Consider the following 26,474-nt stretch of genomic DNA (forward strand, 5'->3'; position numbering starts at 1 on the left):
GTCGGCGTTTTTGCGTTTTTGGAATGAATAAGCAAGTATAGATAAAGGCAGTATCATGCTTGTTTAATAGCAGTCACCTTATCATCTTCAACGTCGGCTTTTTTGGTCGTTTTTTTCGGCTCTTTTTCTGCTGTTGGCTTACTGCCTTTTAGTACAGAGATAAAGTCATCTTTGTATTTTGCCATTTCTAGCGCAAGAGACTCTACTTGCTGCTCGCTCAGTGGCACATCTACCTTATCTAGCATCCCTTCAAGCGCCTCTGCCACATCCAGCATTTTATCGTAGGCATCTGCCTCTTTTTTGCTAGTAAATGTCATTCGCTCTACTCCATTTCTTTCAACCACATACTTTACTATAACAGCCATGATCACCCTCCATAAAACACTGTTTTTTTATACAGTAAACTGTATTTGATTTTTTTGCAACTCAATCGCTGCCAATTAGACGATCCATATGAAAAAAATACAATGAAAATATTCTTAGGTATTTTACAAAAGTCAGTGATAAATCCTATGGTTACATTGCTTAATCACTTTTTTAAGCATGGTGAAACTCACAAACAGTTTAAGGAGAAATTAAATGCTCAAGCAAATATGGAATATTGGCTTTCTAGTGCTTTTGTTAACTTTTAACAATGCTGCTCAGGCACAAGCGGTAAAGAATATAGAAACGTCGACCCTACAGGTCAATGTGAATACAGCAGCAGTTGATGAGCTAATGAAATTACCAGGAATAGGCAAATCAAAGGCGCAAGCAATTGTGGACTCAAGGGAGCGAGAAGGATTATTTTTCAATATACAAGAGCTGGCAAGAGTGAAAGGTATAGGGACAGGGCTAATAGATAAAATAGAAGCCCATGTCGTATTGGAATAAATAGAGAATGCAGAGCCTAATTTTGGCTCTGCTTAAATTCAGACAAAGCTTTATCTAAGTTTTTTAAAGCAAACTGTACTTCAATAGGGGCTGTTAAGAGCGGGTATGCAATACCAGTGATAAGCAACACAGGTAAAAGTGACCAGCCTTCAAAGTAGGCAAGTGCCATAAATAAGGGGGTTAACAGAGCGAGTTTGCATACAGCCAATATGACCTTACTTTTTGCCGATAGCATGGAAATCGCTATTGCTTTAACTTGCTGCTTTTCACGTAAAGATAGCGACGCAAGTGCAGGAATTTGGCTTAGTCTAAAAATCATATATTTCTCTAATTTACTTCTTAAAAATAACCATAGGCGCAAAAATCAAAAAGCTAATGGCATAAATTGCAAAAATAACTTCCATCCAGCCTGGCATAGATAGTCCTGCAAATGACCAGTCTATGTTTGAGCAGCTACCTGTTACGGCAAAAAAGGATGGGATCCATTCATGCAAAGGAACAGGGAAGTTAGGTTCAAAAGAACAGGTAAAAGCAAAAGGATCTGTAGTGGTTTGCATATCAAGGTGCTGACGCGCAAGTAGCCACCCCCATATAGCTGATACACCCCATCCAGCAGTCGCTATTAATCGAACAAGGTAATTATTCTTACTGCAAAGCCCAAAAAAGGCTGCGATTAAAACCCCTAACATTGCTGTACGTTGATAGATACACATCACACAGGGCTCTAGACCCATGGCGTACTGAAAGTATAGTGCAACGATTTCGAAAGTAAGCGCACTTAAAAACAATAAGCCCCAAGCTGTGGTGGTACGAGAAAAACTCGCGAGTCTATCAAACATGTATGTCTCCTTTTTTGCCCGCTATTATGGCTATCTAGTGTCAATGCATCAAGCTATTTGCACCTTAATGTAGGTCACATTAAAGGGAGTAAATTACTTTTATCATGCTTTGTAAGTTATCAATTCGTTTAGTAAACAGATTGTTAGTCTATCCGTTTTTCATTTAGTTCCCACTTTGTACTCTATTGTTCGGTTGTTGCCACCTGATGGTGACTATTTAAGATTAAGTGAGGCTATCCACAAGATTGTTGGTTTGATGTATGACGCAAATTGCACTCTACTATGAAGGAAACTAAGCAATTTGTTCCTATATGCTATCTAAACACGAATTACTCTGCCTTCATATCACTGTTGCGCTTGTTACTTTATATCCATCTGGTACAATCAGTAGATTAACGAGTTGCAGTATCATGCTGCGCCTGCTACCGAGAGTTGCTTGCGCTGAATGTATCTTGCCTTTGGTTGTAATTTAAGTGGTGCAAAATGAGAATTTTTAAAGCCAAGAGCCCAGCGGGATTTGCTGAGGAATATATAGTAGAATCGATTTGGAATGGAGAGTTTCCGCCGGGGTCGATATTGCCAGCTGAGCGTGAACTGTCAGAACTTATCGGTGTGACTCGTACAACCTTAAGGGAAGTATTACAGAGATTAGCGCGAGATGGTTGGTTAACTATTCAGCATGGCAAACCGACACGTGTAAACAATTTCTGGGAAACATCGGGTCTAAATATTTTAGAAGCACTTGCTCGTCTTGATGAAGATAAAGTCCCTGAACTAACAGATCAATTATTGTCTGCAAGAACAAATATTAGTGCAATTTATACTCGTGCTGCGATTAAGTTAAACGCTGAAAAAGTGATTGAGATTCTGGCGCAATACCAGGAGCTACCTGATACGGCAGAAGCATTTGCAGATTATGATTATCAAGTACATCATCAGCTTGCCATTGCAGGCGGTAACAAAATTTATGTATTGATTTTAAATGGCTTTAGAGGCCTTTATTCGAAAATCGGCTGCCATTACTTCTCTGAGCCGAAAATTCGTAAATTGACCAGAGAATTTTATCGAGATTTAACGGCATTGGCTGAACAAGGTGACTTCGACAGAGCGATTGCGCTTATCCGTAAATATGGTCATCAGTCAAGTGAGCTATGGCAGGGTATTCGTGCCGACATGCCAAATGACATTATGGATTAATGATTTAAAAGCGCCCCGAAAGGGGCTTTTTTGTGTCTAAATATTGGCCTCATCGAATTTTTAGATTGTACCTATCGGTTAATTCGATTGTTATTTTTCCTCAGAGCTGAATAAACTTAGGCAAATTTTTTCAAGGGGTTGTTTTTCGTAAACAGCGCCTCAATAATTAGAATCAAATTACAAAACGATTTGTATATTGGAACTAAACCTAACTATTTGGAGAAAACAATGGGTGTATTAGTTGGCCGTCAGGCTCCTGACTTTACAGCAGCAGCAGTACTAGGTAATGGTGAAATCGTAGATAGCTATAATCTACATGAGCGTATCAAAGGTAAAAAAGCGGTTGTATTCTTTTACCCACTAGACTTCACTTTTGTTTGTCCTTCAGAGCTTATCGCTTTTGACAAGCGTTTCGAAGAATTCCAAAAGCGTGGCGTTGAAGTGATCGGTGTTTCTATCGATTCTCAATTCTCACACAATGCATGGCGTAACACGCCAGTTAACGAAGGCGGTATCGGTCCAGTTAAATATGACCTAGTTGCTGACGTTAAACACGAAATCTGTCAAGCATACGACGTTGAGCACCCAGAAGCTGGCGTTGCTTTCCGTGGTTCTTTCCTAATCGATTCTGAAGGTAACGTACGCCACCAAGTAGTTAACGATCTACCTCTAGGTCGTAACATCGACGAAATGCTTCGCATGGTTGACGCACTAGCGTTCCACGAAGAGCACGGTGAAGTATGTCCAGCAGGTTGGACTGAAGGTAAATCAGGTATGGACGCAAGCCCAGAAGGTGTTGCTAAGTTCCTATCTGAAAACGAAGGCGAGCTATAATTAGCAACCTCGTACAGTTTTAAAAACCCGCCTTGTGCGGGTTTTTTATTGTCATAAATCGCCACATCATGAGGTACTCTCTTCAAACCACTTTTGACTGATCATCTTGATGGTTTCTATCGAAAAATATGCCAGCAATAAGCTCACTACTGGCATCGCTAATAAGCTAATCAATGTTACTTCACTAAACATATTAGTTATCCTTTTTAGCCTGTGTTGTTTCAGGCTGGTCGATTTCGATGTCCTTATTGGTACGGATCAAACTATCTACTAGTGCCTTTTTAGTGTTTATTTTTAACTCCACTAAACTCGACTGAATGTTTTCACTCACTCTACTTTGCACATCACTTAACAAATCACTGCTAATCGAACTCGCGTTAGCTGAAGCTGATAGACCAATAAAAAGGCTAGTTGTAAGTACTTTAGTAAATAAGTTCATGCTGTTGTTCCCTTTGTATGTTTAGACGTAATAACTATTACAAAGGTTGTGCCAGCTTAGATTTTATTTTTAAGTTGTTGATAATTATGGGGTTTTAATTTTTCTAGATTTTGGCCAAAACTGAGGTGTGGTCGATTTGGCCAAGATGAGTCGTTTAATTAACTAATTTTTGGTTAATTTTGCTCTAACATTTGATAGATGAGCTGTTTTACGATATTGGGTTCAAACGGTTTATCACACATTGCATTGACACCTGATTGCGCAACATTTGCTAAATGTGTTTCATTGGCCTCAGACGTTACCATTAATACTGGCACATGGGCATGTTCATCTGAGCGACGAATTGCCTCTGTTAGCTCTTGTCCGTTGACTTCTGGCATGTTGAAATCGGTGACGATTAAATCGAACATGCTCTCATTTAATATGCTTAAAGCTTGAGCACCATTTTCAGCTTCACTGATACGTGTTGCGCCAAGATTTTGCAGAACACGTTGAATGTGGTTACGGGCTAGCATGGAATCGTCAACGACCAAAATTCGCAAGTCTTGAATGTCGTATAAATCTAGCTCAAGCTCTTGTGGCGAGAGTAAATCCAAGGTGGCGTTAATGGCTTTGCCTAAGTGCTCTTTGGTAAATGGCTTTGGCAAAATCGCAACGACCCCTGATTGCTTATAAGCTTCAAGCTGTTGCCGGCGAGTTTCACTGGAGACCAGCATAAAGGGCAATTGATGTTCACTGAAGTGCTCGTGAACATGATCCAATAGAGCAAGTGCGTCTCCATCTGCCAAGTAAAGTGTACAGATTATGAGATCCGGCAAATTCTGATTGAGTGCATCTATGGCGCTGCTGACTGAATCGGCAAAGTCAATATTTTGCACGCCTTCATCTTTGAGCTCTTTGGCGATAATCTTTCGTTGGGTCACTGAGGGTTCGACGAGTAAAATCGTCAGATCTGTACTGAGTAAATCGTTCATTTTAAACCTGAGGATAGAAACAGAAGCTAAATGTCTTCAGCCAGTACAATTTATTTACCTAACGTAGGTTTTTTTCATCAACTGGCTGCACATGATTCAGGCTAATATAGCGTATTTGTAAACGACAGGCTAGTTTGGATAATGGTTGCGTTAATGCTTGTTAACTTTTATCTGCGAAATTCAGGGTTTTGTGGTAAATCAACCAATATCAAAATGGCGCCTTTACCACCATACTCAAGAGGTGCTTGGTGCATAGCAAGAATATCAGGGTGTTGTACCAAATAATGGGGCACCTTATGCTTCAAAATACGTTCACCAATACCATGTACGATGCATGCACAACTGATATGCTGTTTTTTACAGGCATGAATAAGCGCAGCAAGCTCATCTTTGGCCGTTTCTTTATTCATACCATGCATATCTAAAATCAGCTCTGGCGCATAGTCACCGCGTCTTAACTGCTTTGCAAGGTACTTATCGGCCCCCGGTCTGACAAAGTTGATGGTGCCATGAGTATCAATATCTGGTACATACTCATCTGAAAAATAAAACTCAGCTTGATGTTGTTTCTTTTGCTCAGCAATCACTTCGCCTTTGAAGCGGGTGGCTTTACGTTCGTGCACCACAGTGTCTTGCTTAAGGGGTTGTGTTCCGGAAATTGCATCACGGAATAAATCAAAGTCATCAGAGGCCATAGCTACTTCAGGGTATTCTCTATTCATTCGCGCATTTTAAATAAAAAAAGCATAAAAACCTAGTCTAAAAACCGCTACAATGCGGCTATCTACAAAGTGTGAGAATAATCATGAGTGAATTAGCAATAACCAATGAAATCGCCCAAGAGGCTTATGAAGATCTGGTAACCATGCAAGATTGGCTGCGTTGGACGACAAGTCAGTTTGTTGCAAATGGGCTTTTTTATGGCCATGGTACCGACAATCCTTGGGATGAGGCGGTAAATTTACTCTTGCCAACGCTAAATCTACCGATAGATGCGCCAAAAGACTTGATGCAAGCTAGGCTGACTAGGACAGAAAAAAAGCGTTTAATTGAAGTTATCAAGCTGCGTATTGAGCAGCGTATGCCTGTGCCTTACCTTACGAATCAAGCGTGGTTTGCAGGTATGCCTTTTTATGTTGATGAACGCGTATTGGTGCCGCGCTCTCCATTTGCAGAGTTGATCACCCAACAGTTTCAGCCTTGGGTTCAAGCGCCTGAAGAAGTGACTCGTATTTTAGATATGTGTACGGGCTCTGCATGTATCGCGATTGCACTGGCTAAGCATTTTGAAAATGCACAAGTGGATGCCGTGGATATTTCATTTGATGCGCTGGCCGTGGCCGAAATGAATATCCATGACCATATGATGGACGAACGTGTATTTGCGATTCAGTCAGACGTCTTTAGTGGTGTGCCGGGTCAAAAGTACGATCTAATCGTCGCAAACCCACCTTATGTTGATGCTGAAGATATGGCCGACCTGCCCGATGAGTTCCATCATGAGCCTGAATTGGGCCTCGCGTCTGGTGACGATGGCTTAGATGTGACCCGAGTACTGCTTCAAGATGCGGCCGAGCATCTAACAGAGAATGGTATTCTATTTGTCGAGGTGGGTAATTCTATGGTACATATGGATGCATTATATCCAGGTGCGCCATTTACTTGGCTTGAGTTTGAGCACGGCGGTTTAGGTGTGTTCATGATCAGTAAAAAAGAATTGGTAGCATACTTTAACGATTAAGCTTTGCTGTATATTGCCTGCAAATGAAGCCGATTCATTGGCAGCTTGATACGGCAAAGAATGACAGTGGTGAACATTGTCAAAACTTGGGGTATAGCCCCATTTAGGCTTTAGGCCAAAACCGTAACGAGGAATGAGGAAAGTTAATGGCAGGCAATAGCATAGGCCAGCTGTTTCGAGTGACAACCTTCGGTGAAAGCCATGGTACAGCACTGGGTGGTGTTGTAGATGGTGTTCCGGCAGGGCTTGAAATCAGCGAGGCTGACTTACAGGTAGACCTAGATAGAAGAAAGCCAGGGCAAAGCCGCTACACGACACAGCGTCGTGAAGGGGATGAAATTAAGATTTTATCAGGTGTATTTGAGGGCAAAACGACCGGTACAAGTATTGGGTTGCTGATTGAAAATACCGATCAACGCTCTAAAGATTACAGTAAAATTATGGACGTTTTTCGTCCAGGGCACGGTGACTATACCTATTGGCATAAATATGGTCATCGTGACTATCGTGGCGGCGGACGTTCATCTGCACGTGAAACCGCCATTCGTGTTGCAGCCGGTGGCATCGCTAAAAAATATCTCAAGCAAGTCCATGGTATTGAGGTTCGCGCTTGTCTATCGCAGCTTGGGCCAATTAAAGCTGAGGTGTTCAACTGGGATGCGGTGGAGCAAAATGCATTTTTCTTCCCAGATGAAAGTAAATTAGACGCTTTAGATGAATATATGAGAGACCTTAAAAAGCAAGGTGACTCAATTGGTGCCAAAGTGAAAGTAGTCGCTAAAAATGTGCCTGTGGGTTTAGGTGAGCCAGTATTTGATAGACTCGATGCTGAGCTCGCGCACTCTCTGATGAGCATCAATGCAGTGAAAGGCGTTGAGATTGGTGATGGCTTTGATGTGGTTGAGCAGAAGGGCTCAGAGCATAGAGACGAGTTGACACCCGATGGATTTGTTAGCAATCATGCTGGTGGTGTACTTGCCGGGATCTCTACAGGTCAAGATATTATCGCATCGATCGCGTTGAAACCAACTTCAAGCATTACAGTACCTGGGCAGAGCATTAATACTGCTAATGAGTCGGTAGAGATGGTTACTAAAGGACGTCACGACCCATGCGTGGGCATTCGTGCAATCCCAATTGCGGAAGCAATGATGGCCATTACAATTATGGATCACTTACTTAGACAGCGTGGACAAAACCCGCATGTCGAAGTGCCTCAAGGTCCTATCCCTGGGCAAGTTAAATAATGAAAGGCACCGTAAGGTGCCTTTTTTATTTCAATATATCTATATGATAAATAATGAACTTTAGATTAAGCGATTAATTTAGCAAAAGCGCGATCAGCTGCTGCGATGGTATTGTTGATGTCCTCGTCGCTGTGCATGGTGCTGACAAACCCGGCTTCAAATGCAGATGGTGCAAGGTACACACCTTCTTCTAACATCAAATGGAAGAAGCGCTTAAACCTTTCTAAGTCACATTCAGTCGCCTGTTGGTAGGTGTCAACGCGCTCGGCTGAAGTGAAAAAGAAGCCAAACATGCCACCGGCGAAGTTAGTCGTCAGTGGAATACCGTGCTTATCCGCGGCAGCCTGAAAACCAGCACATAGCGCTTGGCTCTTTGCTTCTAGGTCGTCATGTAAATTAGGCTCAGAAAGTAACTCAAGTGCTTTAAGGCCTGCTGCCATCGCAATCGGGTTACCAGAGAGCGTACCAGCTTGATAAACAGGTCCTATTGGTGCGATGTAATCCATGATTTCACGCTTTCCACCAAAGGCACCAACAGGCATGCCGCCACCGATCACTTTGCCTAAGCAAGTCAGATCTGGCTCGATATTGTAATAGGCTTGTGCACCACCAAGGGCGACACGGAAGCCAGTCATCACTTCATCGAAGATAAGTACTGACTTGTGCTCATCACATACCGCACGAAGACCCTCTAAAAAGCCTTTAACAGGCGGGATGCAGTTCATGTTACCTGCAACGGGTTCAACGATAATACAGGCGATTTCATCTTTATATTCTTCAAAAATCGCTTTGACTTCATCCAAATTATTAAATGACACTGTAAGTGTATGTTTTGCAAAATCAGCAGGAATGCCCGGAGAATTTGGCACGCCCATTGTTAGTGCGCCAGAGCCCGCTTTTACTAGTAGAGAGTCGGCATGACCATGGTAGCAGCCTTCGAACTTTAAAATCTTATCTCTGCCAGTGAAGCCTCGGGCAAGGCGGATCGCGCTCATTGTCGCTTCGGTACCAGAGCTCACCATACGAACTTTTTCAATTGACGGCACAAGTGCTTTAACTTTTTCTGCCATTAAAATTTCAGTTTCAGTAGGCGCACCGTAGCTAAGACCGTTCTCCACTGCGTCTAATACCGCTTGTTTGATTTCTGGGTGGTTGTGGCCAAGGATCATCGGTCCCCAAGAACCAACATAGTCGATGTAACGATTATTGTCAGCGTCAAAGGTAAATGGACCTTCTGCTTTTGTGATGAATAATGGTGTGCCACCCACACCATTAAATGCCCTTACTGGCGAGTTAACGCCTCCCGGGATAGAGGTTTGTGCACGCTCAAATAAGTCTTGGCTAATTGTCATAATGTATCCTTTTTGATTAACTTTGGCGCTTTCTGCTGAACCAAGGTACGTTGGTTTCGTATTGCTGTACTTTGTTTTCTACACCGAGTGTCAGTGCGAAAAGGGCCATACGGATCAATACACCGTTTTGTACTTGTCTGAAGATTGCCAAGTTATCATTACTATTTAAATCATTGTCTAGTTCATTCGCATCACTGCGGCTATCTCTAGGGAGTGGGTGCATTAATACTGATTCAGGCTTACAGTGTGCGTCGTAGATTGCTTGGCTTATTCTGAAGCCGCCACGGTACTTGTTTGCTTCTTCTTGAGACGGGAAACGCTCTTCTTGAATACGCGTTTGGTAAACGATATCAGCAGCTAGATTACCTTCCATTTGAGATACGAGCTCGATTTGGTGTCCAGCATTGGAGACCGCATCTAAGACATAATCTGGCATTTGCAAGCCATCTGGCGCAACCATCGAAAATTTAATATTTTTATAGTGACAAAGAAGCTTTGATAGCGAATGCACAGTTCTGCCGTACTTTAGATCGCCCACTAACGCGATATGCATGCCATCAACTGTACGGTCAAAGCGGCTAAGCTCTCGGTCAATCGTTAATAAATCTAACAGTGCTTGCGTAGGGTGCTCGTTTGGCCCATCACCACCATTCAAAACAGGTACATCTGACCCTGTGGCAAATTCAGCCACACTGCCAGCATCTGGGTGGCGCATAGCAACAGCATCCGCATAGGCAGAAATAACACGCGCTGTATCGTATAAAGACTCGCCCTTAGCTAATGCAGAGCTTTGCATACCTGTGGTTTCTCTTACTAAACCACCTAATAAGTTAAATGCAGTACCAAAACTGACACGGGTACGAGTGCTTGGCTCAAAGAATAAATTTGCCAGTACAGCACCTTCAAGCACTTGAGTACGCTTATGCTTTTTAGCATAAGGCTCCATGCGCTTAGCAACGTCAAAAATTAATTCAATGGCTTCTCTATCGAGTTGATTGACAGAAAGGATGTTTTCACCTTGGAAACTTAGCATGCGGCGATTCCTAATCACAGATTGACAACAGGAGGCGGGGTGCGCTCCTAACCGAGATAACCTTGGCAACGCAGGTTACTGGAACGATATGATAGCATAATTGCGCGCCAACAGGAGAGCATGACGGCAGGATACCGTCATATTTGTATTAAAAAAGTGGCTTTAAGACTGCAAGTAAGATGATTGGCAGTAATAAGAACACTGGGAACTCGTTGAAGAAGCGATAAAATCGAGTGCTGCGAATATTTCTATCATGTTTGAAGTCGGCGAGGAGCTTGAAGCAATATGCATGATAGATGTAAAGAATAATCACAAACACGAGTTTATAGTGCAGCCACATGTTGTACTTGAACCACTCTCTGCCGTATTCCATGATAGTCAATACCCCAAATACAGTGGTTAAAACCGCAAATGGCGTGACAAAGTAGAGCAGTCTGCGCTCCATAATTTTCAACATGGCAGTGCAGGCTTTTTCTTCTGTCATGGTGTGATAGATGAATAACCTTGGCAAATAAAAAATACCAGCGAACCATGCGACCATAAAAAATATGTGCAAAGCCTTATAAATCAGCAAAGCGCTCATAATGCCCCTTATTTTTATTGATTAAAGTAAACTGTTTCTCATTGTGAGTATGTGGCGTAATTTGTCCCAGCGCACCACGCCCATTATTTGTAAGCTGTCTTTTTGGTTGTAAACATAGACTGCGCCAGAGCGCTTATCTTTTAATATTTCAAATGCTTCAGCAAGCGTTGCCTGAGTACTGAGGCCCTGTAGCGGCACATACTTAATTGTGGCACTGTCATCAGAGACTAAAGTTAAATCATACTCTGCTAGACGGTAGCCATTTTCTTCATCATAAGTGATAAGGGGGGTTTGGCTATCCACAGCACTGAGTGTTGCTTTGATTTGCTCTGGGTCATTTGAGTACAGTAATTTGAAATCCTCTTCCATTTCTTCGACGATCCCGACTTTTTGCAGTGCTTCTTTGGCGGGCGAAACTTGATATGGCAAACCTTGAAAATCGAGTTGCTGAATAAAAATAGAGCGATTACCAAAAACTTGTAGTGCGGTCACATAGGCGGTAGAGATCACCAACATGGCAGGCACGACGATTTGTGGATTTGAGGTCAGCTCCATAACCGCCGTCAACGCAGCCAATGGGGCATGTAAAGTCGCCGCTAGAAGCCCCGCCATACCAAGTACCCCATAGGTCCCGGCCACATTGACTTCTGGTGAAATAAATTGTGCGAAAAATGCCATGAGGGTGCCCATGATTACGCCAAGTCCTATAACTGGACCTATCAACCCGCCAGGGATCCCCAGCCCAATTGCAAACAAAGTTGCAAGAAGCTTTGCGATAAAAATAGTCGTGAGCAATTGCAAATTGTCTGGTGTCTCAACGGCAAGTTTAATGGCGCTCATGCCCGACCCCATAGCTTCAGGCACCATATAACCAATCAGGCCCGCAATTAAACCTGCAAGTAGCAAACGTGGGAACATGCTAATTGGCTTAAATGTTTTGATAATTAACATCAGGTTTTGATTGAATGCAAAGGCGACTGCACCCAGTGCAAATCCGCAAATGATGAGGTAGGGGTAGTGCCAGAAGCTGAGCATTTCTATTTGGATCAATGAAAGTTCGGAGACATTACCAAATACAAACTGTGTTGCTAAGGCACCAGTAACGGCTGCTAGCATGATGGGCACAAAGATATGGATCTTGTACTCCCTAAGCACCACTTCCATTACGAAAATAACAGCGGCTAAAGGCGTGTTGAACGAAGCCGCTATCCCTGCTGCAACACCGCACCCGGCAAGTGTTCTAGCAGCATTGTGCGGTAAATGGAGTCTTTCAGTGAGGACGCTAGCGCCTGTCGCGCCCATATGCACAGATGGCCCTTCACGACCTACTGAGAAACCACAGATAAGCGCGATACCACCGCCAAAAAACTGATTGACTGAATTCCAGATGGGCATATGCCCGTAATGATGCTTGATCCGGTTAATTACAAATGGAATGCCGAGTCGATAATGCTTAAAGCCAGTTAAGTTGGCAAATAAGGCGATAACCAATGCTGCTCCGACAGGCAGTAATAACCTTTGGTGTTCTGCTAAAGACGTGAAGTCGTCATGGCTTTCAAGAAAAGTTGATTGAACAAGTTCGATCATTAATCGAAAAAGAATGATTAAAATGGCTGCAATCAATCCAGCGCAGACGCCCAATAGGCAAAGCTGTGCTGAAGTTCTTGGTTGTGCAAGGCGTCGTCTAACTTGATCAAGCGTCATAGTTTAAAGTTTGAGATTGGAAGTACTTTTTTATTTTATCAAAAGAATAATATTAAGTCCCTGACATAAATCTAGCTTTGTGCGTGTTTTTGAGGACATTTTTGACTAAAGGTATGGGCTTGCCGTCAGATGAAACGGGTACATACCGATACTTGATTAAAATAGTCGGGTATTAGATAATTCCGTTAATTAATGTACAAGGGTCGAATGCACATGTCAGAAGAGTTACCGATTAAGTTTAGCGATGCAGCTGCTGCGCGCGTAAAAGAATTGATTTCCGAAGAGGAAAATCCTGAACTAAAGCTTCGTGTATACGTAACTGGTGGAGGATGCTCTGGGTTTCAATATGGATTTACGTTTGATGAAAAGGTAAACCCAGGCGACTTGGAGATCGAGAAAAATGGTGTGGTTATGGTGGTTGACCCAATGAGTATCCAGTACTTGGTGGACGGTGTTGTTGATTATACTGAAGGGCTTGAAGGCGCACGTTTTTTCGTTAGTAACCCAAATGCGACGACAACATGTGGTTGTGGTGCAAGTTTCAGTGTGTAATTGAAGCGGATTCTAATCACGGTAAAAAAGCCATGCAATCGCATGGCTTTTTTATGCTGGGTTAGTCACGTGCATCATTAGAACAAAAAAGCCTAAAACCAATGCGGAAAACAGAAGAATATAGATGAAACCGCGCTTTCCTTGTTTGATAGGTACATTGTTTACGCGTAAAAAATAATACCATCCAAAGCACAAAATCAGTGGTAATAAAAATAAAATCCGGAACATTTTTGAGCCCTTTTTTTAAGTTAATTTTAAGATTAGCTGTAAATGCTTATTTTTAAAAGAAAAATAAATTATTTCAAATACTGGTACAAGATATAAAATTTTTGTTAAAGTGTAGTATGTACCCTACATGAAAAAAACGAATATAGTTTTTCAAAAATTTATTAGGTTTTAGCGGTAAGATAGTCTATACCTAATTGGGTACATAGGAACACACCTGTTGTTGATACAGGAAATGTGCAAGGCCTATAGGGCCTACAGAGGTATTATTTTTTAAAATACAATAGCCAGCTGAGTGAGACGGGCAAATTTCACGAGGCCAGTTGAGATTAATCATCAAGTAGGAGATGTTTATTTATGATGGGTAAAACGGTTTCTTCGGAAGAAAACGGAAAGTTAACAAAATGGTTGAAATCAAAGCGTCATGAGAAAGGTCATACAATGCGTAGCCTTGCTCAAGTTTTAGGTACGCCGCATTCTTTCATCGGAAAGATTGAAAACCAAGAGCGCCGTTTAGATGTGATTGAGTTTTTGCGCTATTGTGAAGCGCTAGAAGTTGACCCGTATGAAGGCCTATCTTTAATTAATAAAGAAGAGCTATAACCCTTTACGGGATTAAGAATACAAGGTGCAGGGAAGTGCACCTTAGTCTTGTTTCTTGTAGTCTGCCTCTATCGCATAGAGCTTATGGCGAATGAAATAGAGAAATAGCAAAGAAGGGAGCACCATCAACGCAGTAATGACAAAAAATACCGCCCAGTTACCACCTAACCAGTCGTCAATAACCACGCCACTGTAACTAGATAACACAGTTCTACCTAAACTGCCCAATGATGCCAGTAGTGCATAATGTGTTGCGCTGAAGGTTCTATCGCAGAGCATAGAAATGAAAGCGACCATAGCAACCAATGACCATGCCTGAGTAAAGCCATCAACAACAATGGCCAGAGCATAAAGTGACTCTTTAGGGCCCGCAACCGCTATCCAAGAAAAAATCAAATTAGAAGCCGCCATTGCGACACCACTGATAAACAGGCCTTTGACTATGCCATATTTGTGGTTGAAAATGCTGCCAAGGAAAGCAAATACAATGGTAATGAGTCCGGTGCCTAGCTTTGAATACTGTGCTATTTGCGTATTTGTAAATCCAATTTCTTTATAAAATACGATGGACATGCGCGCTAAAAACGCTTCGCCAATCTTAAACAAAAAGATAAAGGTTAAAAGCGCAAGTGCTGTTTTGATGCCATTTTTATTGAAAAAGCTGACAAAGGGCGCGACCAGCGTAACACCTAACCAAGCGAGTAACTTATTGGCTTTGGAATGGCCAAGTTGAGATAGTTTTTCTTCGTATGCCTTTTGTATTTGCGCTTGTGCTGTATCACGATGAGATTCTGGCTCTTTTGCTATTAAGGTAACCACACAAAGTAATGCCATTATCACTGCGAGTAGCAAATAAACATCAGACCAAGATATATTCGGCAGATCGGCTGCGAAAAAAGGAATTGCGCCAAGCAGGGCATAGCCGCTCCACCAACCAGATGTTGCCATAGCTGCAGCTGCTGTAGACTTTTCACTTTCTGATTGCGGCAGCACATCAATACGATAACCATCGATGGCAATATCGTGTGTCGCAGCAAACAAAGCAATTAAAAAGCACAGTAGTGCGGCGTAAAACAAATTCGTTTTTAAATCAATAAACGCCAAACATACGGCGCTTGCCGTGATAACGACTTGCCCGAGTAAAATCCAACTCCTGCGCTGACCCAGCATATTACCAAGCACAGGGAGCTTTAGTCGATCGACCAATGGAGACCACAGGAAATTGATGGTATAGGCGCTAAAAACAATACCAAACAATCCAATTAGACTGCGGCTAAGGCCTTCATCTTTTAACCACGCAGACATGACTGAGCCGATCAGCACCCAAGGGAAGCCTTGGCTCATACCAAATGCAAATACAGTCAGCAGTCGTTTGTCTTTGTAATAACGCAGGTATTGGGAAATACTGGCTGATGTCATCATTGTTTAGTTAAAACTCTTCAGCTGGCAAAATATCGACGCTATGAATGATAACCGCGGTCTTGGGGATAAATGAGTAACCTAGCTTTTGATTGTAGCCAGTTTCCACTTGCATTATCTTGTCCAAGGTTTCATAACCATCAGTGACGTTACCAAATACCGCAAACCCCCAACCTCTCCCTGGGTTTAAATGGTCATTGTCATCCATATTGAAGAAGAACTGACGGGTACCCGAATGCGGCTTACTGTCTTGGTAGGCCATCGCGACAGAATACATTTCATTTTTAAGGCCGTTACCGCTTTCATTGAAAATAGGTTTGCGTTCGAACATACCATCGTAGTCTTTGTCGTAGCCGCCACCTTGGATCACAAAGTCTTTTTCGTTGGCTTCATCACGTTCGACTCGATGAAAAACAGAACCTTTATAATCACCATTGACAACATAGGTTAAAAAGTTATTGACCGTCAATGGCGCGCGTGAGCGGTCTAGTTCTACAATGATTTTACCTAGCGATGTATTGATCTGAACTTTAGGGAATAGATTGTCTTTTTGGACGAAGCGTCCTTCTTTATTAGCTGCTTGTGCAAAGCTTGCTGTTACAATTAGGAAAGCAAAAACCAATATGCGGATCATGTTGACTGCCTCTTATTATTGTTGTGCGATGAAATCAATTAACTCTTTGTCTTTAATTATATGAGTAACAAGTTGCTGTGCGAGCATATTAAGCTGACCTTCCACTTTGGCTTGGTCGTGCTTTAAAGAGCCCGATAGCGTGCGAGTACCTGTGTATGACTTACTAAAAGTACCACTTGGTTTATTGACCGTCACTTTAAATTCAGCTTCGGCATTACTTTCATGCTTGCTGTATGTTTCAGTTACTTGCGCTAAGAACTTATTTATCTCCAGTGTAATCGTTGTTTTTGCTTCTGAAGTAATGTTTGCGTTATTCGCCACTAAGGCCTGTTTAAATACATTAGAAATAGTGACCGGCAAGTTTGCATCAGGTAAGTAAACTGCGGGCTCTGTATCAAGCACTTTGACAGTAAACTTGGATGTTCTTAAATCCATCACATTGACATTGATAGGCATGTTAAGCTGGACAACTTGGCCTTCGGAATATTGTGGATTCATGATCACCGACTTTGGCGCGGCTGTGCAGCCAGACAATACAGCCAACATGCCTGCAGTTGCGAGAGAGTAGATAATTTTGGCCATGATTAGCTCCTTTTTATTACGCTTAATACGGTAAACTTTTTATTATTGCCCAGCACCTTACAATTACCAAAAAGGCGCTGCAACTTATCTTGATAATCCAAATGACGATTTCCAATGATCCTGAGCTCGCCGCCATTGCGCAGTGTATATTTAGCCTGTAAAAACATTTGCCAAGCAATGTGGTCTGTGATGGCTTGAGCTTGGTGGAATGGCGGATTACACAGCACTAAATCTGCGCTGTTTGGAGTAAAATCGGTTAAACAATCGTTGTGTACAAACTGGCAATCGCTCAGTCTGGTAGGTAGATTGTCTGCTACGTTCTGGCGAGCACTTGCTACAGCCATCGCAGACTCATCCACAAAGGTGACTTTTACATTAGGCATACGGTTTAATGTTTGCAGTCCAATCACGCCATTACCACATCCCAAATCAATGATGTTGAGTGCCTTTTTACCTGCAGGTAGGTAGTTAAAGAAAAACCGTGCGCCAATATCCAAGGAATCACGTGAAAAGACATTGGCGTGATTGGTGATGGTCATCTCTGTGTTTTCTAATGACCAAGATACTGGAAACTTGCAAGCAACGGGCTTGTTGGTTGTTTTAGAGAAAATTAATCGAGACTTTTTAACGGCCAAACTGGTTTTTGGTTCGTAGATAAAATGGTTAAACGACTTTAGTGTCGAGGTATGGATCTCTTTTGCTTTACCAGCGGCAACAACAGGGATGTCTGCGGGTAAGTGACTCAATTTTGCTAACTGGTGCTGTAAATAACCTGCATTTTTAGGTATTTTTAGTATCACTAAATCGATGTCATGGGGCAGCGCATCCAAGCTATCTAAAAATGAGATATGAGTATCTGGTAGCTGGTTTTCGCTCAGATTGTATTTACACGCTGCAGTGCTCACAAAAGAGTCGTTGACAAAATGAATGGCAGGGAGCTGATCATCATGTTGGTAAATAACGGATAGTGCGCAACTGAGTGCGCCAAAGCTGTCATTTAGCACTAATATTTTTTGCACATCAGGGTAGTCTTCGCTGATGTGTTCAAGTAGATACTCGTCTGCGGCATCCCAAGCCTGTAAACTGCGATTTTTTTGTTCTAGAGGAAATCGATGTAAAGTAAATGGGCGATTAGCCAATACCGCGTCGGTTGTCATAGGTCTATATTTTTCACTAACAATGTGAGTGCATAATATCATGTCACAGCTGAACAAAGAATGTTTGCCTGAAGGCTTTACGTATTTTCCACAGGTTATCTCTTTTGATAAAAGCTTGGCCTTATACGAGCACTTAACCACGAGTTTGCCTTGGCAACAGCCAAAAATTCAGGTCTATGGTAAATATCATCTTATCCCAAGGTTACAGTGTTTCGTTGCAGACCCGAGTGTACATTATGGTTACTCAGGTAAGTCATTGGATAATGTTCCATGGCTGCCCGCATTGGATGCCATGCGCCAGCGCTTAAAAAATCAATATGATAAATCTTTTAATGCATTGCTGGTTAATTGGTATCGTGATGGCATGGATACCATGGGTTGGCATAGTGACGATGAAAAAGAGTTGGGCAATAAGCCATTAATAGCCTCGGTATCTTTGGGTGCACCAAGATTGTTCAAAATACGTCATCGACAAACACGGGAAGTCACTTCTTTTGTGCTTGAAACGGGCAGCTTGTTGATTATGTCAGGAGACAGTCAGCACGATTATGAGCACAGTCTACCTAAACAAACAAAAGTCAAGCAGGGACGAATTAACCTGACATTTAGAACGGTTGGTTAATCCTAGTTTAGGGCGTATAGTATGCGGTGTTTAACAATATGATAGTAAAGAGTATGCCCATGTCTATGCAGCAACAAATACACACCAAACTCAGTGACGCAATTGATTGCACGCACCTTGAGGTGATCAATGAAAGCCATATGCACAGTCGCGGGAGTGATTCGCACTTTAAAGTGATTGTTGTCAGTGAAGAGTTTTCTGGTTTACGTTTATTACCTCGCCACAGACGCATAAATGACGTACTGAAGTCTGAATTAGCCAATGATATTCATGCTCTGGCTATTCATGCTCATACACCTGAAGAATTTAGTGAGCAGTCTGAGCAAGTGCCAGCGTCACCAAACTGTTTAGGTGGGTCAAAGTTCGACTAACATCTGATCAGACCTGTATTTAGGTCATCAGAGATTACACTATACGCAATTTTTCTGGCACCATCTTTCTAACCCCTCAGTTGTTTGTGGTAAATGATGGGCCTAAATACTTGAGACAAATTCAAAATTTAGTAGGAAATATAATGGTAATTAAGCCGAAGATCCGTGGTTTTATCTGTACAAATGCTCATCCGGCAGGTTGTGCTGCACATGTTGAAGAGCAAATCGCTTATGTTAAGCAACAGGGCGAGTTAAAAGATGGTCCAAAAAATGTACTTGTGATCGGTGCTTCTACTGGCTATGGCCTTGCGTCTCGTATTACTGCGGCATTTGGTTCTGGTGCTAAAACACTGGGTGTCTTTTTTGAGAAAGAAGGTACAGAGAAAAAAACAGCATCTGCTGGTTGGTACAACACCGCAGCTTTCCAAAACGCAGCTGACAAAGCAGGCCTTTGGTCTAAAAACATTAATGGCGATGCGTTTTCAACGGAACTAAAAGAAAAAGCCATTGAAGCGATTAAAGCGGATATGGGTAAAGTCGATTTAATTATTTACAGCCTCGCTTCGCCGCGTCGTACTGATCCTAAAACAGGTGAAACACACAGTTCAGTGCTTAAGCCAATTGGCGAGGCAATTACAACTAAAAACTTAAACACGTCTAAGCGCGTTATTGACGAAGTGAGTGTTGAAGCGGCCAACGAAGATGAAATCGCTAACACAGTTAAAGTGATGGGCGGCGAAGACTGGGAACTTTGGTTAGATGCACTTAAGCAAGCAGATGTGCTAGCAGATAACTTTAAGACGACAGCTTATACTTATATTGGTAAAGAGCTAACATGGCCAATTTATGGTCATGCAACAATCGGTAAAGCGAAAGAAGATTTAGATAGAGCTGCTGCGGCAATTAAAGCGTCTACAGCTGCGCTAAATGGCGAAGCTTATGTGTCTTCTCTTAATGCAGTTGTGACACAAGCGAGTTCTGCAATTCCAATCATGCCACTTTATATTTCAGCTTTATTTAAAGTAACCAAAGAAGACGGCACATATGAAGGGACTATTGAGCAGATCCATGGTCTATTTAATGAAAGTCTGTACAGCGATAGCCCGCGTTTTGATGACGGTGGCCACCTGTTCCAAAACTACAAAGAGTTAGAAGAGGGTGTGCAAGCGCGTATTCAGCATATTTGGGACACAGTAGATACGGATACCATTGATGCATTAACTGACTACGAAGGTTATCACAACGAGTTCTTAAAATTATTTGGCTTTGGTGTTGATGGTGTCGATTATGATGCTGACGTAAATACTATTGCTGAAATCAATAATTTAGTTTAATTATTGAGCTAATGGTGAAGCGTGCTTGCTTCACCATTTCATATTTATCCCGCTAATCACACCTATCTTTTTCTCATTCAATACCACTTTGGTCTATATTGAATTAATCGCAATTAGCTGAACTGAGCTAAAACCATTGTTAAGTCGTATTAATTTGATAATTCTACTCGCATAGTCAGGGCGATTAATGTTAAAATTGCGGAAATATGTGAGGACTATATATCACGACGCTTGTTTTTGGTTGATTTGACTTTTGTCAAGTCTCTTTTGACTAGGCGAGTTCTTTGATACTGAAAACACGATGAGATAGCGGCCGTGATAACTAAAGATTTTTCAATTTCTTTCCGTTAATGTAATGCAAGTGCGTATGATCAACATAAAAAAAGGTCTGGACTTACCCATAGAGGGCGCACCACAGCAAGCTATTCATGATGGCGCTGCCATCAAACGCGTAGCTGTGCTTGGTGAAGAGTTTATTGGTATGCGTCCAACCATGCATGTTCGCGTGGATGACCAAGTCAAAAAAGGCCAAATTCTTTTTGAAGACAAAAAGAATCCTGGCGTCAAGTTTACTGCGCCAGCCTCTGGTGTAGTTAAAGAAATCAACCGTGGTGCTAAGCGTGTTCTTCAGTCTGTCGTGATTGAAGTGCAAGGCAATGAGCAAATCACTTTCGACAAGGTCGCAGCTGCTGATTTAAGCAACTTAGATCGTGAGAAAGTTAAAGAGGTGCTTATTGAATCTGGTCAATGGCCAGCGCTACGTGCACGTCCATTTAGCCGTGTTGCTGTACCAAGCGCAACGCCGAGCTCAATCTTCGTGACAGCCATAGATACTAACCCATTAGCCGCAGATCCTGCAGTGATCATTGCTGAAAACGTTGAAGCGTTTGAAGCGGGTCTTGCTGTGGTTTCACGTCTAACTGATGGCAAAGTATTTGTGTGTAAGCAGTCTGGTAGTAAAGTACCAAGCTCTTCGCTATCACAAGTAGAAGTACATGAGTTCGCGGGTGTTCACCCAGCAGGCTTAGTGGGTACTCATATCCATCATCTAGATGCAGTTGGTGCAGACAAGCAAGTTTGGCACTTAGGTTACCAGGACGTTATCGCGTTTGGTAAGCTGTTCCTAACTGGCGAGATCTACACTGATCGAGTTGTTTCTTTGGCAGGTCCTCGCGTAAAGAATCCTCGTTTAGTTAAAACTCAAGTTGGTGCGTCGTTAACAGACTTAGTATCAGGTGAACTTGAAGACGGTGATAACCGAGTCATTTCTGGCTCTGTGTTAGCTGGTAAAACAGCAGCCGGCCCTCATGGTTTCCTAGGTCGTTACCACGTACAGGTTTCAGTTCTTCTTGAAGGTCGTGAGAAAGAACTATTTGGTTGGATTGCGCCAGGTAGTAAAAAATTCTCTGTGACACGTACATTCATTTCACACTTAGCGCCTAGCCGTTTGTTCAAGTTTACAACGTCTACTGGTGGTTCTAAGCGTGCAATGGTGCCAATCGGCAACTATGAGCGTGTTATGCCTCTGGATATCCTACCAACGCTATTACTTCGTGATCTGATCGCAGGCGATCTAGATAGCGCTATCTCTTTAGGTGCGCTTGAGCTTGACGAAGAAGATTTAGCATTGTGTACCTTCGTATGTCCAGGCAAGTATGACTTTGGCTTAATCCTACGTGATTGCCTGACTACTATCGAGAAGGAAGGTTAAAAATGGCCTTAAAGAAATTTTTAGAAGACATTGAACCTCACTTTGAACCAGGTGGAAAACACGAGAAGTGGTATGCGCTTTATGAAGCTATCGCGACGGTTTTCTATACTCCTGGTTACGTAAACAAAGGCGGCACGCACGTGCGTGATAACATCGACCTGAAACGTATCATGATTTTGGTATGGATGGCGACGTTCCCGGCTATGTTCTTTGGTATGTTCAACATCGGTCACCAAGCGGCATTAGCTATTGGTAGTGGTTTTGACATCGCATCTACTTGGCAAGCTGGTATTTTCCAAGCGCTAGGTGGTGAGCTGACAGCAGATTCTGGCTGGGCAGCGAAAATGTTTTATGGTGCGTGCTTCTTCTTACCTATTTACGGTACGGTGTTTATCGTAGGTGGTTTCTGGGAAGTCTTATTCGCATCAGTGCGTAAGCACGAAGTAAACGAAGGTTTCTTCGTAACTTCAGTATTATTTGCATTGATCCTGCCTGCAACCATTCCTTTATGGCAAGTTGCACTAGGTATCACTTTTGGTGTTGTGGTAGCTAAAGAAGTATTCGGTGGTACAGGCCGTAACTTCCTTAACCCTGCACTTGCTGGTCGTGCGTTCCTTTTCTTCGCATACCCAGGTGATATCTCAGGTGACACAGTATGGACAGCAGTAGATTCATTCTCTGGTGCTACATACCTAGGTCAAGCAGCGATCGGTTCATTAGATTACAACAACATGCAGTTGTGGTGGGATGCATTCTACGGCTTTATCCAAGGTTCAATGGGTGAAACGTCGACGCTAGCACTGGCAATTGGTGGTTTGTTCTTGATGTATGTTCGTATCGCGTCATGGCGCATCGTACTAGGTACATTCCTAGGCATGGTTGTGATGTCTACACTACTGAACATGATCGGTTCTGACACGAACGCGACATTTGCTATGCCTTGGCATTGGCACTTAGTACTTGGTGGTTTTGCATTTGGTATGTTCTTTATGGCGACTGACCCAGTTTCTGCGTCTTTCACTGATAAAGGTAAATGGGCATACGGTGCATTAATTGGTGTTATGGTAGTTCTTATCCGTGTTGTTAACCCGGCATACCCAGAAGGTATGATGTTAGCAATCCTATTCGCTAACCTATTCGCACCACTATTCGACCACCTTGTAGTGCAGTCAAATGTGAAGAGGAGATTGGCACGTGTCTAGTAACAATGAAACTATCGGCAAAACGTTAGGCGTTGTTGTTGGTTTATGTTTAGTGTGTGCAATCGTCGTATCTTTTGCGGCAGTTCAATTGCGCCCTTTACAACAGGCAAACAAAATTGAAGACGTTCAGCGTAACATTCTAGCAGCAGCTGGTTTTAAAGACGTTGAGAACGTTTCACAAAAGTACAGCCAAGTTATCGATGCACGCGTTGTTGACTTAAAATCAGGTGAGTTTGTTGACACAGATCCTAACTCATTTGATTTCACAATGACTAAGTTCGATGCAGAGCGCAGCTTCGCAGTACCAAAAGAAGATGACCTTGCTGGTGTTCTTCGTATGACGCACGAGTCGCCTGTATACCTTGCTAAAGGCAGCAACGGTCAGGTTGAATCTGTGATCCTACCTGTGCAAGGTTACGGTCTTTGGGGCATCATGTATGGTTTCATCGCACTTGAGCTTGATACGAAAACGATTAAAGCAATCAACTTCTATCAGCACGGTGAAACAGCGGGTCTTGGTGGTGAAATCCAGAACCCTAAGTGGACAGCTACTTGGGAAGGCAAGCAACTACCTGTTGATATCGTAAAAGGCACAGCTGGCAACGATATTCACAAAGTTGATGGTCTATCTGGCGCAACACTAACTTCGAACGGTGTTGATAATACATTCAAGTTCTGGACAGGCGATAAAGCGTTTGGTCCATTCCTAGCGAAAGTACGTGAAGGGGCATTGAACTAATGGCTAATGCAAAAGAAATGAAGGAAGTCTTGTTAGGACCAGTCTTCGCAAACAACCCAATTGCTCTGCAAGTACTGGGTATTTGTTCTGCGCTAGCGGTTACTTCAAGCCTTAAAAATGCACTTATCATGTCACTTGCTTTGACAGTGGTAACTGCGTTCTCAAGCTTATTTATCTCGTTGATCCGTAACCACATTCCGTCAAGTGTACGTATCATCGTTCAAATGACGATTATCGCATCATTGGTAATCGTTGTTGACCAAACACTTCAAGCATTCGTCTATGCGACGGCTAAAGAACTAACGGTATTCGTTGGTCTGATCATTACGAACTGTATCGTAATGGGTCGTGCAGAAGCGTATGCAATGAAGTCGCCACCGCTTATGTCTTTCTTAGACGGTATCGGTAACGGTCTTGGTTACTCAGTAGTTCTAATTACAATTGGCTTTGTACGTGAACTATTCGGTGCAGGTGCACTATTTGGTGTTGAAATTCTTCCACTTGTTGCTGACGGTGGTTGGTACCAGCCAATGGGTCTATTAATTATGCCATTCAGTTCATTCTTCTTAGTTGGTTTCTTCATTTGGGTACTTCGTACTTATAAGAAAGACCAAGTAGAAGCGAAGGCATAAGGGGAGAAAGATGGAACATTATCTTAGCTTATTTGTAAAAGCTGTTTTCATTGAAAACTTAGCGCTATCTTTCTTCTTAGGTATGTGTACATTCCTTGCGGTATCTAAGAAAGTAACTACCTCGTTTGGTCTTGGTGTTGCTGTTATCTTCGTACTAGGTGTGGCTGTACCGGTAAACAACATCGTTTATCACGCAGTATTAGCACCAGGTGCACTAGAGTGGCTTGGTTTCCCAGAGGCTGACTTAAGCTTCTTGAAATTCTTGACTTTCATCGGTGTAATTGCAGCACTGGTACAGATTCTTGAAATGACTTTGGACAAGTTTTTCCCAGCGCTATACAACGCACTTGGTATTTTCTTGCCACTGATCACAGTAAACTGTGCGATTTTCGGTGCGGTAGCATTCATGGTTGAGCGTAACTATAACTTAACAGAATCAGTCGTATTCGGCGTGGGTTCCGGTGTGGGTTGGGCGCTTGCAATTGTATTGCTAGCAGGTCTTCGTGAGAAGATGAAGTATGCTGACATCCCTGACGGTCTTCGTGGCTTAGGTATTACCTTTATCACTGTAGGTCTTATGGGCTTTGGCTTCTTGTCATTCTCTGGTATTTCACTTTAATTAGCGAGGAAACTATACGATGGAAACTATTGTATTAGGTGTAAGTATGTTCATCGCTATCGTTGTGATCTTGGTGCTAGTCATCATCGCAGCGAAATCGAAGCTTGTACCAAGCGGTGACATCACAATCGGCATCAATGGCGATGCAGATAAAGCAATTACTTCAGCACCAGGTGGTAAGCTACTAGGCTCACTAGCTGATGCAGGTATCTTCATTTCATCAGCATGTGGTGGTGGTGGTTCTTGTGGCCAGTGTCGCGTACATGTTCATTCTGGTGGTGGTGATATCCTTCCAACTGAGCTTGACCACATTACTAAAGGTGAAGCACGTGAAGGTTGTCGTCTAGCGTGTCAGGTTGCAGTTAAAACTGACATGGAAATCGAAGTAGAAGAGTCTATCTTCGGTGTTAAAAAGTGGGAATGTACAGTTATCTCTAACGATAACAAAGCGACATTCATCAAAGAGCTTAAGCTTGGTATCCCTGAAGGTGAGGTTGTACCTTTCCGTGCAGGTGGTTATATCCAGATTGAAGCGCCAGCTCACCACGTTAAATACGCTGACTTCGATATTCCTGACGAGTACCGTGGCGACTGGGAGCGTTTCGGCTTCTTTAACCTTGAGTCTAAGGTTGATGACGAAACAATCCGTGCATACTCAATGGCGAACTACCCAGAAGAGTTTGGCATCATCATGCTTAACGTACGTATCGCGACTCCGCCGCCAAATAACCTAAGCCTACCTTGTGGTAAGATGTCATCGTACATCTGGTCACTAAAAGAAGGTGATAAAGTCACTATCTCTGGTCCATTCGGTGAATTCTTCGCGAAAGAAACTGATGCAGAAATGGTATTCGTTGGTGGTGGTGCAGGTATGGCACCAATGCGTTCACACATCTTCGACCAGCTTAAGCGTCTTAACTCAGACCGTAAGATGTCTTTCTGGTACGGTGCACGTTCTAAGCGTGAGATGTTCTACGTAGAAGACTTTGACGGCCTAGCAGCTGACAACGAAAACTTCCAGTGGCACGTAGCACTTTCAGATCCTCAACCAGAGGATAACTGGGAAGGTTACACAGGCTTCATCCACAACGTATTACTAGAAAACTATCTGAAGGACCACGAAGCGCCTGAAGATTGTGAGTTCTACATGTGTGGTCCACCGATGATGAACGCGGCTGTTATCAACATGCTGAAAGATCTAGGTGTTGAAGACGAAAACATCCTACTTGATGACTTCGGTGGTTAATTAGGAACTT

Annotated in this window: 31 protein-coding genes; 16 read left to right on the top strand and 15 right to left on the bottom strand. The window is 42.7% G+C overall.

The features are described from left to right. Positions 1 to 53: 53 nt before the first annotated feature. Entirely contained in the window at positions 54 to 365 is a 312-nt protein-coding gene (locus tag N477_RS04215; protein WP_063360220.1) for a YebG family protein, read from the bottom strand. 214 nt (positions 366 to 579) lie between these two features. On the opposite strand from N477_RS04215, the gene N477_RS04220 reads away from it, so the two are divergent. Continuing rightward, on the top strand, positions 580 to 873 hold the full coding sequence (locus N477_RS04220) for a ComEA family DNA-binding protein (RefSeq protein WP_063360219.1): 294 nt from the start codon (positions 580 to 582) through the stop codon (positions 871 to 873). Positions 874 to 889: 16 nt separating this feature from the next. Here N477_RS04220 and N477_RS04225 read toward each other — a convergent pair whose 3' ends face one another. Both N477_RS04225 and dsbB read right to left on the bottom strand, forming a co-directional pair. After that, on the bottom strand, positions 890 to 1,192 hold the full coding sequence (locus tag N477_RS04225) for a hypothetical protein (protein ID WP_063360218.1): 303 nt from the start codon (positions 1,190 to 1,192) through the stop codon (positions 890 to 892). Positions 1,193 to 1,205: 13 nt separating this feature from the next. Continuing rightward, complete coding sequence (dsbB, locus tag N477_RS04230) at positions 1,206 to 1,712, bottom strand: disulfide bond formation protein DsbB (protein WP_063360217.1); 507 nt, start codon at positions 1,710 to 1,712, stop codon at positions 1,206 to 1,208. Positions 1,713 to 2,195: 483 nt separating this feature from the next. On the opposite strand from dsbB, the gene fadR reads away from it, so the two are divergent. Both fadR and N477_RS04240 read left to right on the top strand, forming a co-directional pair. Then, positions 2,196 to 2,909 (top strand): fatty acid metabolism transcriptional regulator FadR, encoded by a 714-nt coding sequence (gene fadR / locus N477_RS04235; protein WP_063360216.1) that lies wholly within the window; start codon positions 2,196 to 2,198, stop codon positions 2,907 to 2,909. 228 nt (positions 2,910 to 3,137) lie between these two features. Further along, complete coding sequence (locus tag N477_RS04240; protein WP_023398641.1) at positions 3,138 to 3,743, top strand: peroxiredoxin C; 606 nt, start codon at positions 3,138 to 3,140, stop codon at positions 3,741 to 3,743. Between the two features lie 66 nt (positions 3,744 to 3,809). Here N477_RS04240 and N477_RS26560 read toward each other — a convergent pair whose 3' ends face one another. The 4 genes from N477_RS26560 to smrB all read right to left on the bottom strand — a co-directional run bounded on the left by N477_RS26560 (position 3,810) and on the right by smrB (position 5,878). Continuing rightward, positions 3,810 to 3,935 carry a hypothetical protein gene (locus N477_RS26560; protein WP_269199990.1) on the bottom strand — a complete coding sequence of 42 codons (126 nt, stop codon included), beginning with the start codon at positions 3,933 to 3,935 and terminating at the stop codon, positions 3,810 to 3,812. Position 3,936: 1 nt separating this feature from the next. Beyond that, entirely contained in the window at positions 3,937 to 4,182 is a 246-nt protein-coding gene (locus N477_RS04245) for a hypothetical protein (RefSeq protein WP_063360215.1), read from the bottom strand. Positions 4,183 to 4,355: 173 nt separating this feature from the next. Further along, entirely contained in the window at positions 4,356 to 5,156 is an 801-nt protein-coding gene (locus tag N477_RS04250; protein WP_063360214.1) for a response regulator, read from the bottom strand. A 167-nt stretch (positions 5,157 to 5,323) separates the two neighbouring features. Then, complete coding sequence (gene smrB / locus N477_RS04255) at positions 5,324 to 5,878, bottom strand: endonuclease SmrB (RefSeq protein WP_063360213.1); 555 nt, start codon at positions 5,876 to 5,878, stop codon at positions 5,324 to 5,326. Positions 5,879 to 5,961: 83 nt separating this feature from the next. On the opposite strand from smrB, the gene prmB reads away from it, so the two are divergent. Continuing rightward, a complete protein-coding gene (gene prmB, locus N477_RS04260) occupies positions 5,962 to 6,897 on the top strand; it encodes a 50S ribosomal protein L3 N(5)-glutamine methyltransferase (protein ID WP_063360212.1) in 936 nt (311 codons plus the stop codon). A gap of 146 nt (positions 6,898 to 7,043) precedes the next feature. After that, on the top strand, positions 7,044 to 8,144 hold the full coding sequence (gene aroC / locus N477_RS04265; protein WP_063360211.1) for a chorismate synthase: 1,101 nt from the start codon (positions 7,044 to 7,046) through the stop codon (positions 8,142 to 8,144). A gap of 65 nt (positions 8,145 to 8,209) precedes the next feature. Here aroC and hemL read toward each other — a convergent pair whose 3' ends face one another. The 4 genes from hemL to N477_RS04285 all read right to left on the bottom strand — a co-directional run bounded on the left by hemL (position 8,210) and on the right by N477_RS04285 (position 12,816). Beyond that, a complete protein-coding gene (gene hemL / locus N477_RS04270) occupies positions 8,210 to 9,496 on the bottom strand; it encodes a glutamate-1-semialdehyde 2,1-aminomutase (RefSeq protein ID WP_063360210.1) in 1,287 nt (428 codons plus the stop codon). 16 nt (positions 9,497 to 9,512) lie between these two features. Beyond that, on the bottom strand, positions 9,513 to 10,529 hold the full coding sequence (locus tag N477_RS04275) for an aspartate carbamoyltransferase (RefSeq protein ID WP_039611702.1): 1,017 nt from the start codon (positions 10,527 to 10,529) through the stop codon (positions 9,513 to 9,515). Between the two features lie 148 nt (positions 10,530 to 10,677). Beyond that, entirely contained in the window at positions 10,678 to 11,112 is a 435-nt protein-coding gene (locus N477_RS04280; RefSeq protein ID WP_063360209.1) for a CopD family protein, read from the bottom strand. 21 nt (positions 11,113 to 11,133) lie between these two features. Continuing rightward, complete coding sequence (locus N477_RS04285; protein WP_063360208.1) at positions 11,134 to 12,816, bottom strand: chloride channel protein; 1,683 nt, start codon at positions 12,814 to 12,816, stop codon at positions 11,134 to 11,136. A gap of 213 nt (positions 12,817 to 13,029) precedes the next feature. Here N477_RS04285 and erpA point away from each other — a divergent pair, with 213 nt between their 5' ends. Then, positions 13,030 to 13,368: an iron-sulfur cluster insertion protein ErpA gene (gene erpA / locus N477_RS04290; protein WP_063360207.1), complete on the top strand. Its 339-nt coding sequence runs from the start codon at positions 13,030 to 13,032 to the stop codon at positions 13,366 to 13,368. Between the two features lie 582 nt (positions 13,369 to 13,950). Continuing rightward, entirely contained in the window at positions 13,951 to 14,196 is a 246-nt protein-coding gene (locus N477_RS04295; RefSeq protein WP_023399554.1) for a helix-turn-helix domain-containing protein, read from the top strand. A gap of 42 nt (positions 14,197 to 14,238) precedes the next feature. Here the strand turns inward: N477_RS04295 and N477_RS04300 are convergent, their stop codons facing one another. Genes N477_RS04300 through N477_RS04315 form a run of 4 tightly spaced genes read right to left on the bottom strand, consistent with a single transcriptional unit; the run spans position 14,239 to position 17,988 of the window. Continuing rightward, positions 14,239 to 15,618, bottom strand: coding sequence for an AmpG family muropeptide MFS transporter (locus tag N477_RS04300; protein WP_063360206.1), 1,380 nt, complete (start codon positions 15,616 to 15,618; stop codon positions 14,239 to 14,241). A 7-nt stretch (positions 15,619 to 15,625) separates the two neighbouring features. Beyond that, positions 15,626 to 16,249, bottom strand: a complete 624-nt coding sequence (locus N477_RS04305; RefSeq protein WP_063360205.1) for a peptidylprolyl isomerase — start codon at positions 16,247 to 16,249, stop codon at positions 15,626 to 15,628. Between the two features lie 15 nt (positions 16,250 to 16,264). Beyond that, the gene (locus tag N477_RS04310) at positions 16,265 to 16,831 is read right to left on the bottom strand and encodes a YajG family lipoprotein (RefSeq protein WP_081216319.1); all 567 of its coding nucleotides are present in this window, start codon (positions 16,829 to 16,831) and stop codon (positions 16,265 to 16,267) included. A 2-nt stretch (positions 16,832 to 16,833) separates the two neighbouring features. Further along, entirely contained in the window at positions 16,834 to 17,988 is a 1,155-nt protein-coding gene (locus N477_RS04315) for a methyltransferase (RefSeq protein WP_063360312.1), read from the bottom strand. Positions 17,989 to 18,028: 40 nt separating this feature from the next. Between N477_RS04315 and N477_RS04320 the strand changes: the two genes are divergently transcribed. From N477_RS04320 to nqrF, 9 genes are all read left to right on the top strand, one after another. Beyond that, positions 18,029 to 18,610: an alpha-ketoglutarate-dependent dioxygenase AlkB family protein gene (locus tag N477_RS04320; RefSeq protein WP_063360204.1), complete on the top strand. Its 582-nt coding sequence runs from the start codon at positions 18,029 to 18,031 to the stop codon at positions 18,608 to 18,610. A 59-nt stretch (positions 18,611 to 18,669) separates the two neighbouring features. Further along, the gene (locus N477_RS04325) at positions 18,670 to 18,981 is read left to right on the top strand and encodes a BolA family protein (protein ID WP_063360203.1); all 312 of its coding nucleotides are present in this window, start codon (positions 18,670 to 18,672) and stop codon (positions 18,979 to 18,981) included. A 143-nt stretch (positions 18,982 to 19,124) separates the two neighbouring features. Further along, a complete protein-coding gene (fabV, locus tag N477_RS04330) occupies positions 19,125 to 20,315 on the top strand; it encodes an enoyl-ACP reductase FabV (RefSeq protein WP_063360202.1) in 1,191 nt (396 codons plus the stop codon). A gap of 367 nt (positions 20,316 to 20,682) precedes the next feature. Then, positions 20,683 to 22,026, top strand: coding sequence for a Na(+)-translocating NADH-quinone reductase subunit A (locus tag N477_RS04335; RefSeq protein ID WP_063360311.1), 1,344 nt, complete (start codon positions 20,683 to 20,685; stop codon positions 22,024 to 22,026). Positions 22,027 to 22,028: 2 nt separating this feature from the next. Continuing rightward, complete coding sequence (locus N477_RS04340; RefSeq protein WP_039611692.1) at positions 22,029 to 23,228, top strand: NADH:ubiquinone reductase (Na(+)-transporting) subunit B; 1,200 nt, start codon at positions 22,029 to 22,031, stop codon at positions 23,226 to 23,228. Next, a complete protein-coding gene (locus tag N477_RS04345; protein WP_063360201.1) occupies positions 23,221 to 23,967 on the top strand; it encodes a Na(+)-translocating NADH-quinone reductase subunit C in 747 nt (248 codons plus the stop codon). Before N477_RS04340 ends, N477_RS04345 begins: the two co-directional genes overlap by 8 nt. Next, complete coding sequence (locus N477_RS04350; protein WP_039611690.1) at positions 23,967 to 24,599, top strand: NADH:ubiquinone reductase (Na(+)-transporting) subunit D; 633 nt, start codon at positions 23,967 to 23,969, stop codon at positions 24,597 to 24,599. The genes N477_RS04345 and N477_RS04350 overlap by 1 nt, the downstream gene beginning before the upstream one ends. A gap of 10 nt (positions 24,600 to 24,609) precedes the next feature. Further along, a complete protein-coding gene (nqrE, locus tag N477_RS04355) occupies positions 24,610 to 25,218 on the top strand; it encodes an NADH:ubiquinone reductase (Na(+)-transporting) subunit E (protein ID WP_039611689.1) in 609 nt (202 codons plus the stop codon). Between the two features lie 19 nt (positions 25,219 to 25,237). Next, on the top strand, positions 25,238 to 26,464 hold the full coding sequence (nqrF, locus tag N477_RS04360) for an NADH:ubiquinone reductase (Na(+)-transporting) subunit F (protein ID WP_046354406.1): 1,227 nt from the start codon (positions 25,238 to 25,240) through the stop codon (positions 26,462 to 26,464). Positions 26,465 to 26,474 lie beyond the last annotated feature (10 nt).

The sequence above is a fragment of the Pseudoalteromonas luteoviolacea H33-S genome, assembly GCF_001625695.1.
Classification (GTDB): Bacteria; Pseudomonadota; Gammaproteobacteria; order Enterobacterales; family Alteromonadaceae; genus Pseudoalteromonas; species Pseudoalteromonas luteoviolacea_B.

Excerpts from the sequence above, each read along its gene's own strand:
- N477_RS04215 (WP_063360220.1), bottom strand. The coding sequence starts at position 365 with ATGGCTGTTATAGTAAAGTATGTGGTTGAAAGAAATGGAGTAGAGCGA.
- N477_RS04220 (WP_063360219.1), top strand. The coding sequence starts at position 580 with ATGCTCAAGCAAATATGGAATATTGGCTTTCTAGTGCTTTTGTTAACT.
- N477_RS04225 (WP_063360218.1), bottom strand. The coding sequence starts at position 1,192 with ATGATTTTTAGACTAAGCCAAATTCCTGCACTTGCGTCGCTATCTTTA.
- dsbB (WP_063360217.1), bottom strand. The coding sequence starts at position 1,712 with ATGTTTGATAGACTCGCGAGTTTTTCTCGTACCACCACAGCTTGGGGC.
- fadR (WP_063360216.1), top strand. The coding sequence starts at position 2,196 with ATGAGAATTTTTAAAGCCAAGAGCCCAGCGGGATTTGCTGAGGAATAT.
- N477_RS04240 (WP_023398641.1), top strand. The coding sequence starts at position 3,138 with ATGGGTGTATTAGTTGGCCGTCAGGCTCCTGACTTTACAGCAGCAGCA.
- N477_RS26560 (WP_269199990.1), bottom strand. The coding sequence starts at position 3,935 with ATGTTTAGTGAAGTAACATTGATTAGCTTATTAGCGATGCCAGTAGTG.
- N477_RS04245 (WP_063360215.1), bottom strand. The coding sequence starts at position 4,182 with ATGAACTTATTTACTAAAGTACTTACAACTAGCCTTTTTATTGGTCTA.
- N477_RS04250 (WP_063360214.1), bottom strand. The coding sequence starts at position 5,156 with ATGAACGATTTACTCAGTACAGATCTGACGATTTTACTCGTCGAACCC.
- smrB (WP_063360213.1), bottom strand. The coding sequence starts at position 5,878 with ATGAATAGAGAATACCCTGAAGTAGCTATGGCCTCTGATGACTTTGAT.
- prmB (WP_063360212.1), top strand. The coding sequence starts at position 5,962 with ATGAGTGAATTAGCAATAACCAATGAAATCGCCCAAGAGGCTTATGAA.
- aroC (WP_063360211.1), top strand. The coding sequence starts at position 7,044 with ATGGCAGGCAATAGCATAGGCCAGCTGTTTCGAGTGACAACCTTCGGT.
- hemL (WP_063360210.1), bottom strand. The coding sequence starts at position 9,496 with ATGACAATTAGCCAAGACTTATTTGAGCGTGCACAAACCTCTATCCCG.
- N477_RS04275 (WP_039611702.1), bottom strand. The coding sequence starts at position 10,529 with ATGCTAAGTTTCCAAGGTGAAAACATCCTTTCTGTCAATCAACTCGAT.
- N477_RS04280 (WP_063360209.1), bottom strand. The coding sequence starts at position 11,112 with ATGAGCGCTTTGCTGATTTATAAGGCTTTGCACATATTTTTTATGGTC.
- N477_RS04285 (WP_063360208.1), bottom strand. The coding sequence starts at position 12,816 with ATGACGCTTGATCAAGTTAGACGACGCCTTGCACAACCAAGAACTTCA.
- erpA (WP_063360207.1), top strand. The coding sequence starts at position 13,030 with ATGTCAGAAGAGTTACCGATTAAGTTTAGCGATGCAGCTGCTGCGCGC.
- N477_RS04295 (WP_023399554.1), top strand. The coding sequence starts at position 13,951 with ATGATGGGTAAAACGGTTTCTTCGGAAGAAAACGGAAAGTTAACAAAA.
- N477_RS04300 (WP_063360206.1), bottom strand. The coding sequence starts at position 15,618 with ATGATGACATCAGCCAGTATTTCCCAATACCTGCGTTATTACAAAGAC.
- N477_RS04305 (WP_063360205.1), bottom strand. The coding sequence starts at position 16,249 with ATGATCCGCATATTGGTTTTTGCTTTCCTAATTGTAACAGCAAGCTTT.
- N477_RS04310 (WP_081216319.1), bottom strand. The coding sequence starts at position 16,831 with ATGGCCAAAATTATCTACTCTCTCGCAACTGCAGGCATGTTGGCTGTA.
- N477_RS04315 (WP_063360312.1), bottom strand. The coding sequence starts at position 17,988 with ATGACAACCGACGCGGTATTGGCTAATCGCCCATTTACTTTACATCGA.
- N477_RS04320 (WP_063360204.1), top strand. The coding sequence starts at position 18,029 with ATGTCACAGCTGAACAAAGAATGTTTGCCTGAAGGCTTTACGTATTTT.
- N477_RS04325 (WP_063360203.1), top strand. The coding sequence starts at position 18,670 with ATGTCTATGCAGCAACAAATACACACCAAACTCAGTGACGCAATTGAT.
- fabV (WP_063360202.1), top strand. The coding sequence starts at position 19,125 with ATGGTAATTAAGCCGAAGATCCGTGGTTTTATCTGTACAAATGCTCAT.
- N477_RS04335 (WP_063360311.1), top strand. The coding sequence starts at position 20,683 with ATGATCAACATAAAAAAAGGTCTGGACTTACCCATAGAGGGCGCACCA.
- N477_RS04340 (WP_039611692.1), top strand. The coding sequence starts at position 22,029 with ATGGCCTTAAAGAAATTTTTAGAAGACATTGAACCTCACTTTGAACCA.
- N477_RS04350 (WP_039611690.1), top strand. The coding sequence starts at position 23,967 with ATGGCTAATGCAAAAGAAATGAAGGAAGTCTTGTTAGGACCAGTCTTC.
- nqrE (WP_039611689.1), top strand. The coding sequence starts at position 24,610 with ATGGAACATTATCTTAGCTTATTTGTAAAAGCTGTTTTCATTGAAAAC.
- nqrF (WP_046354406.1), top strand. The coding sequence starts at position 25,238 with ATGGAAACTATTGTATTAGGTGTAAGTATGTTCATCGCTATCGTTGTG.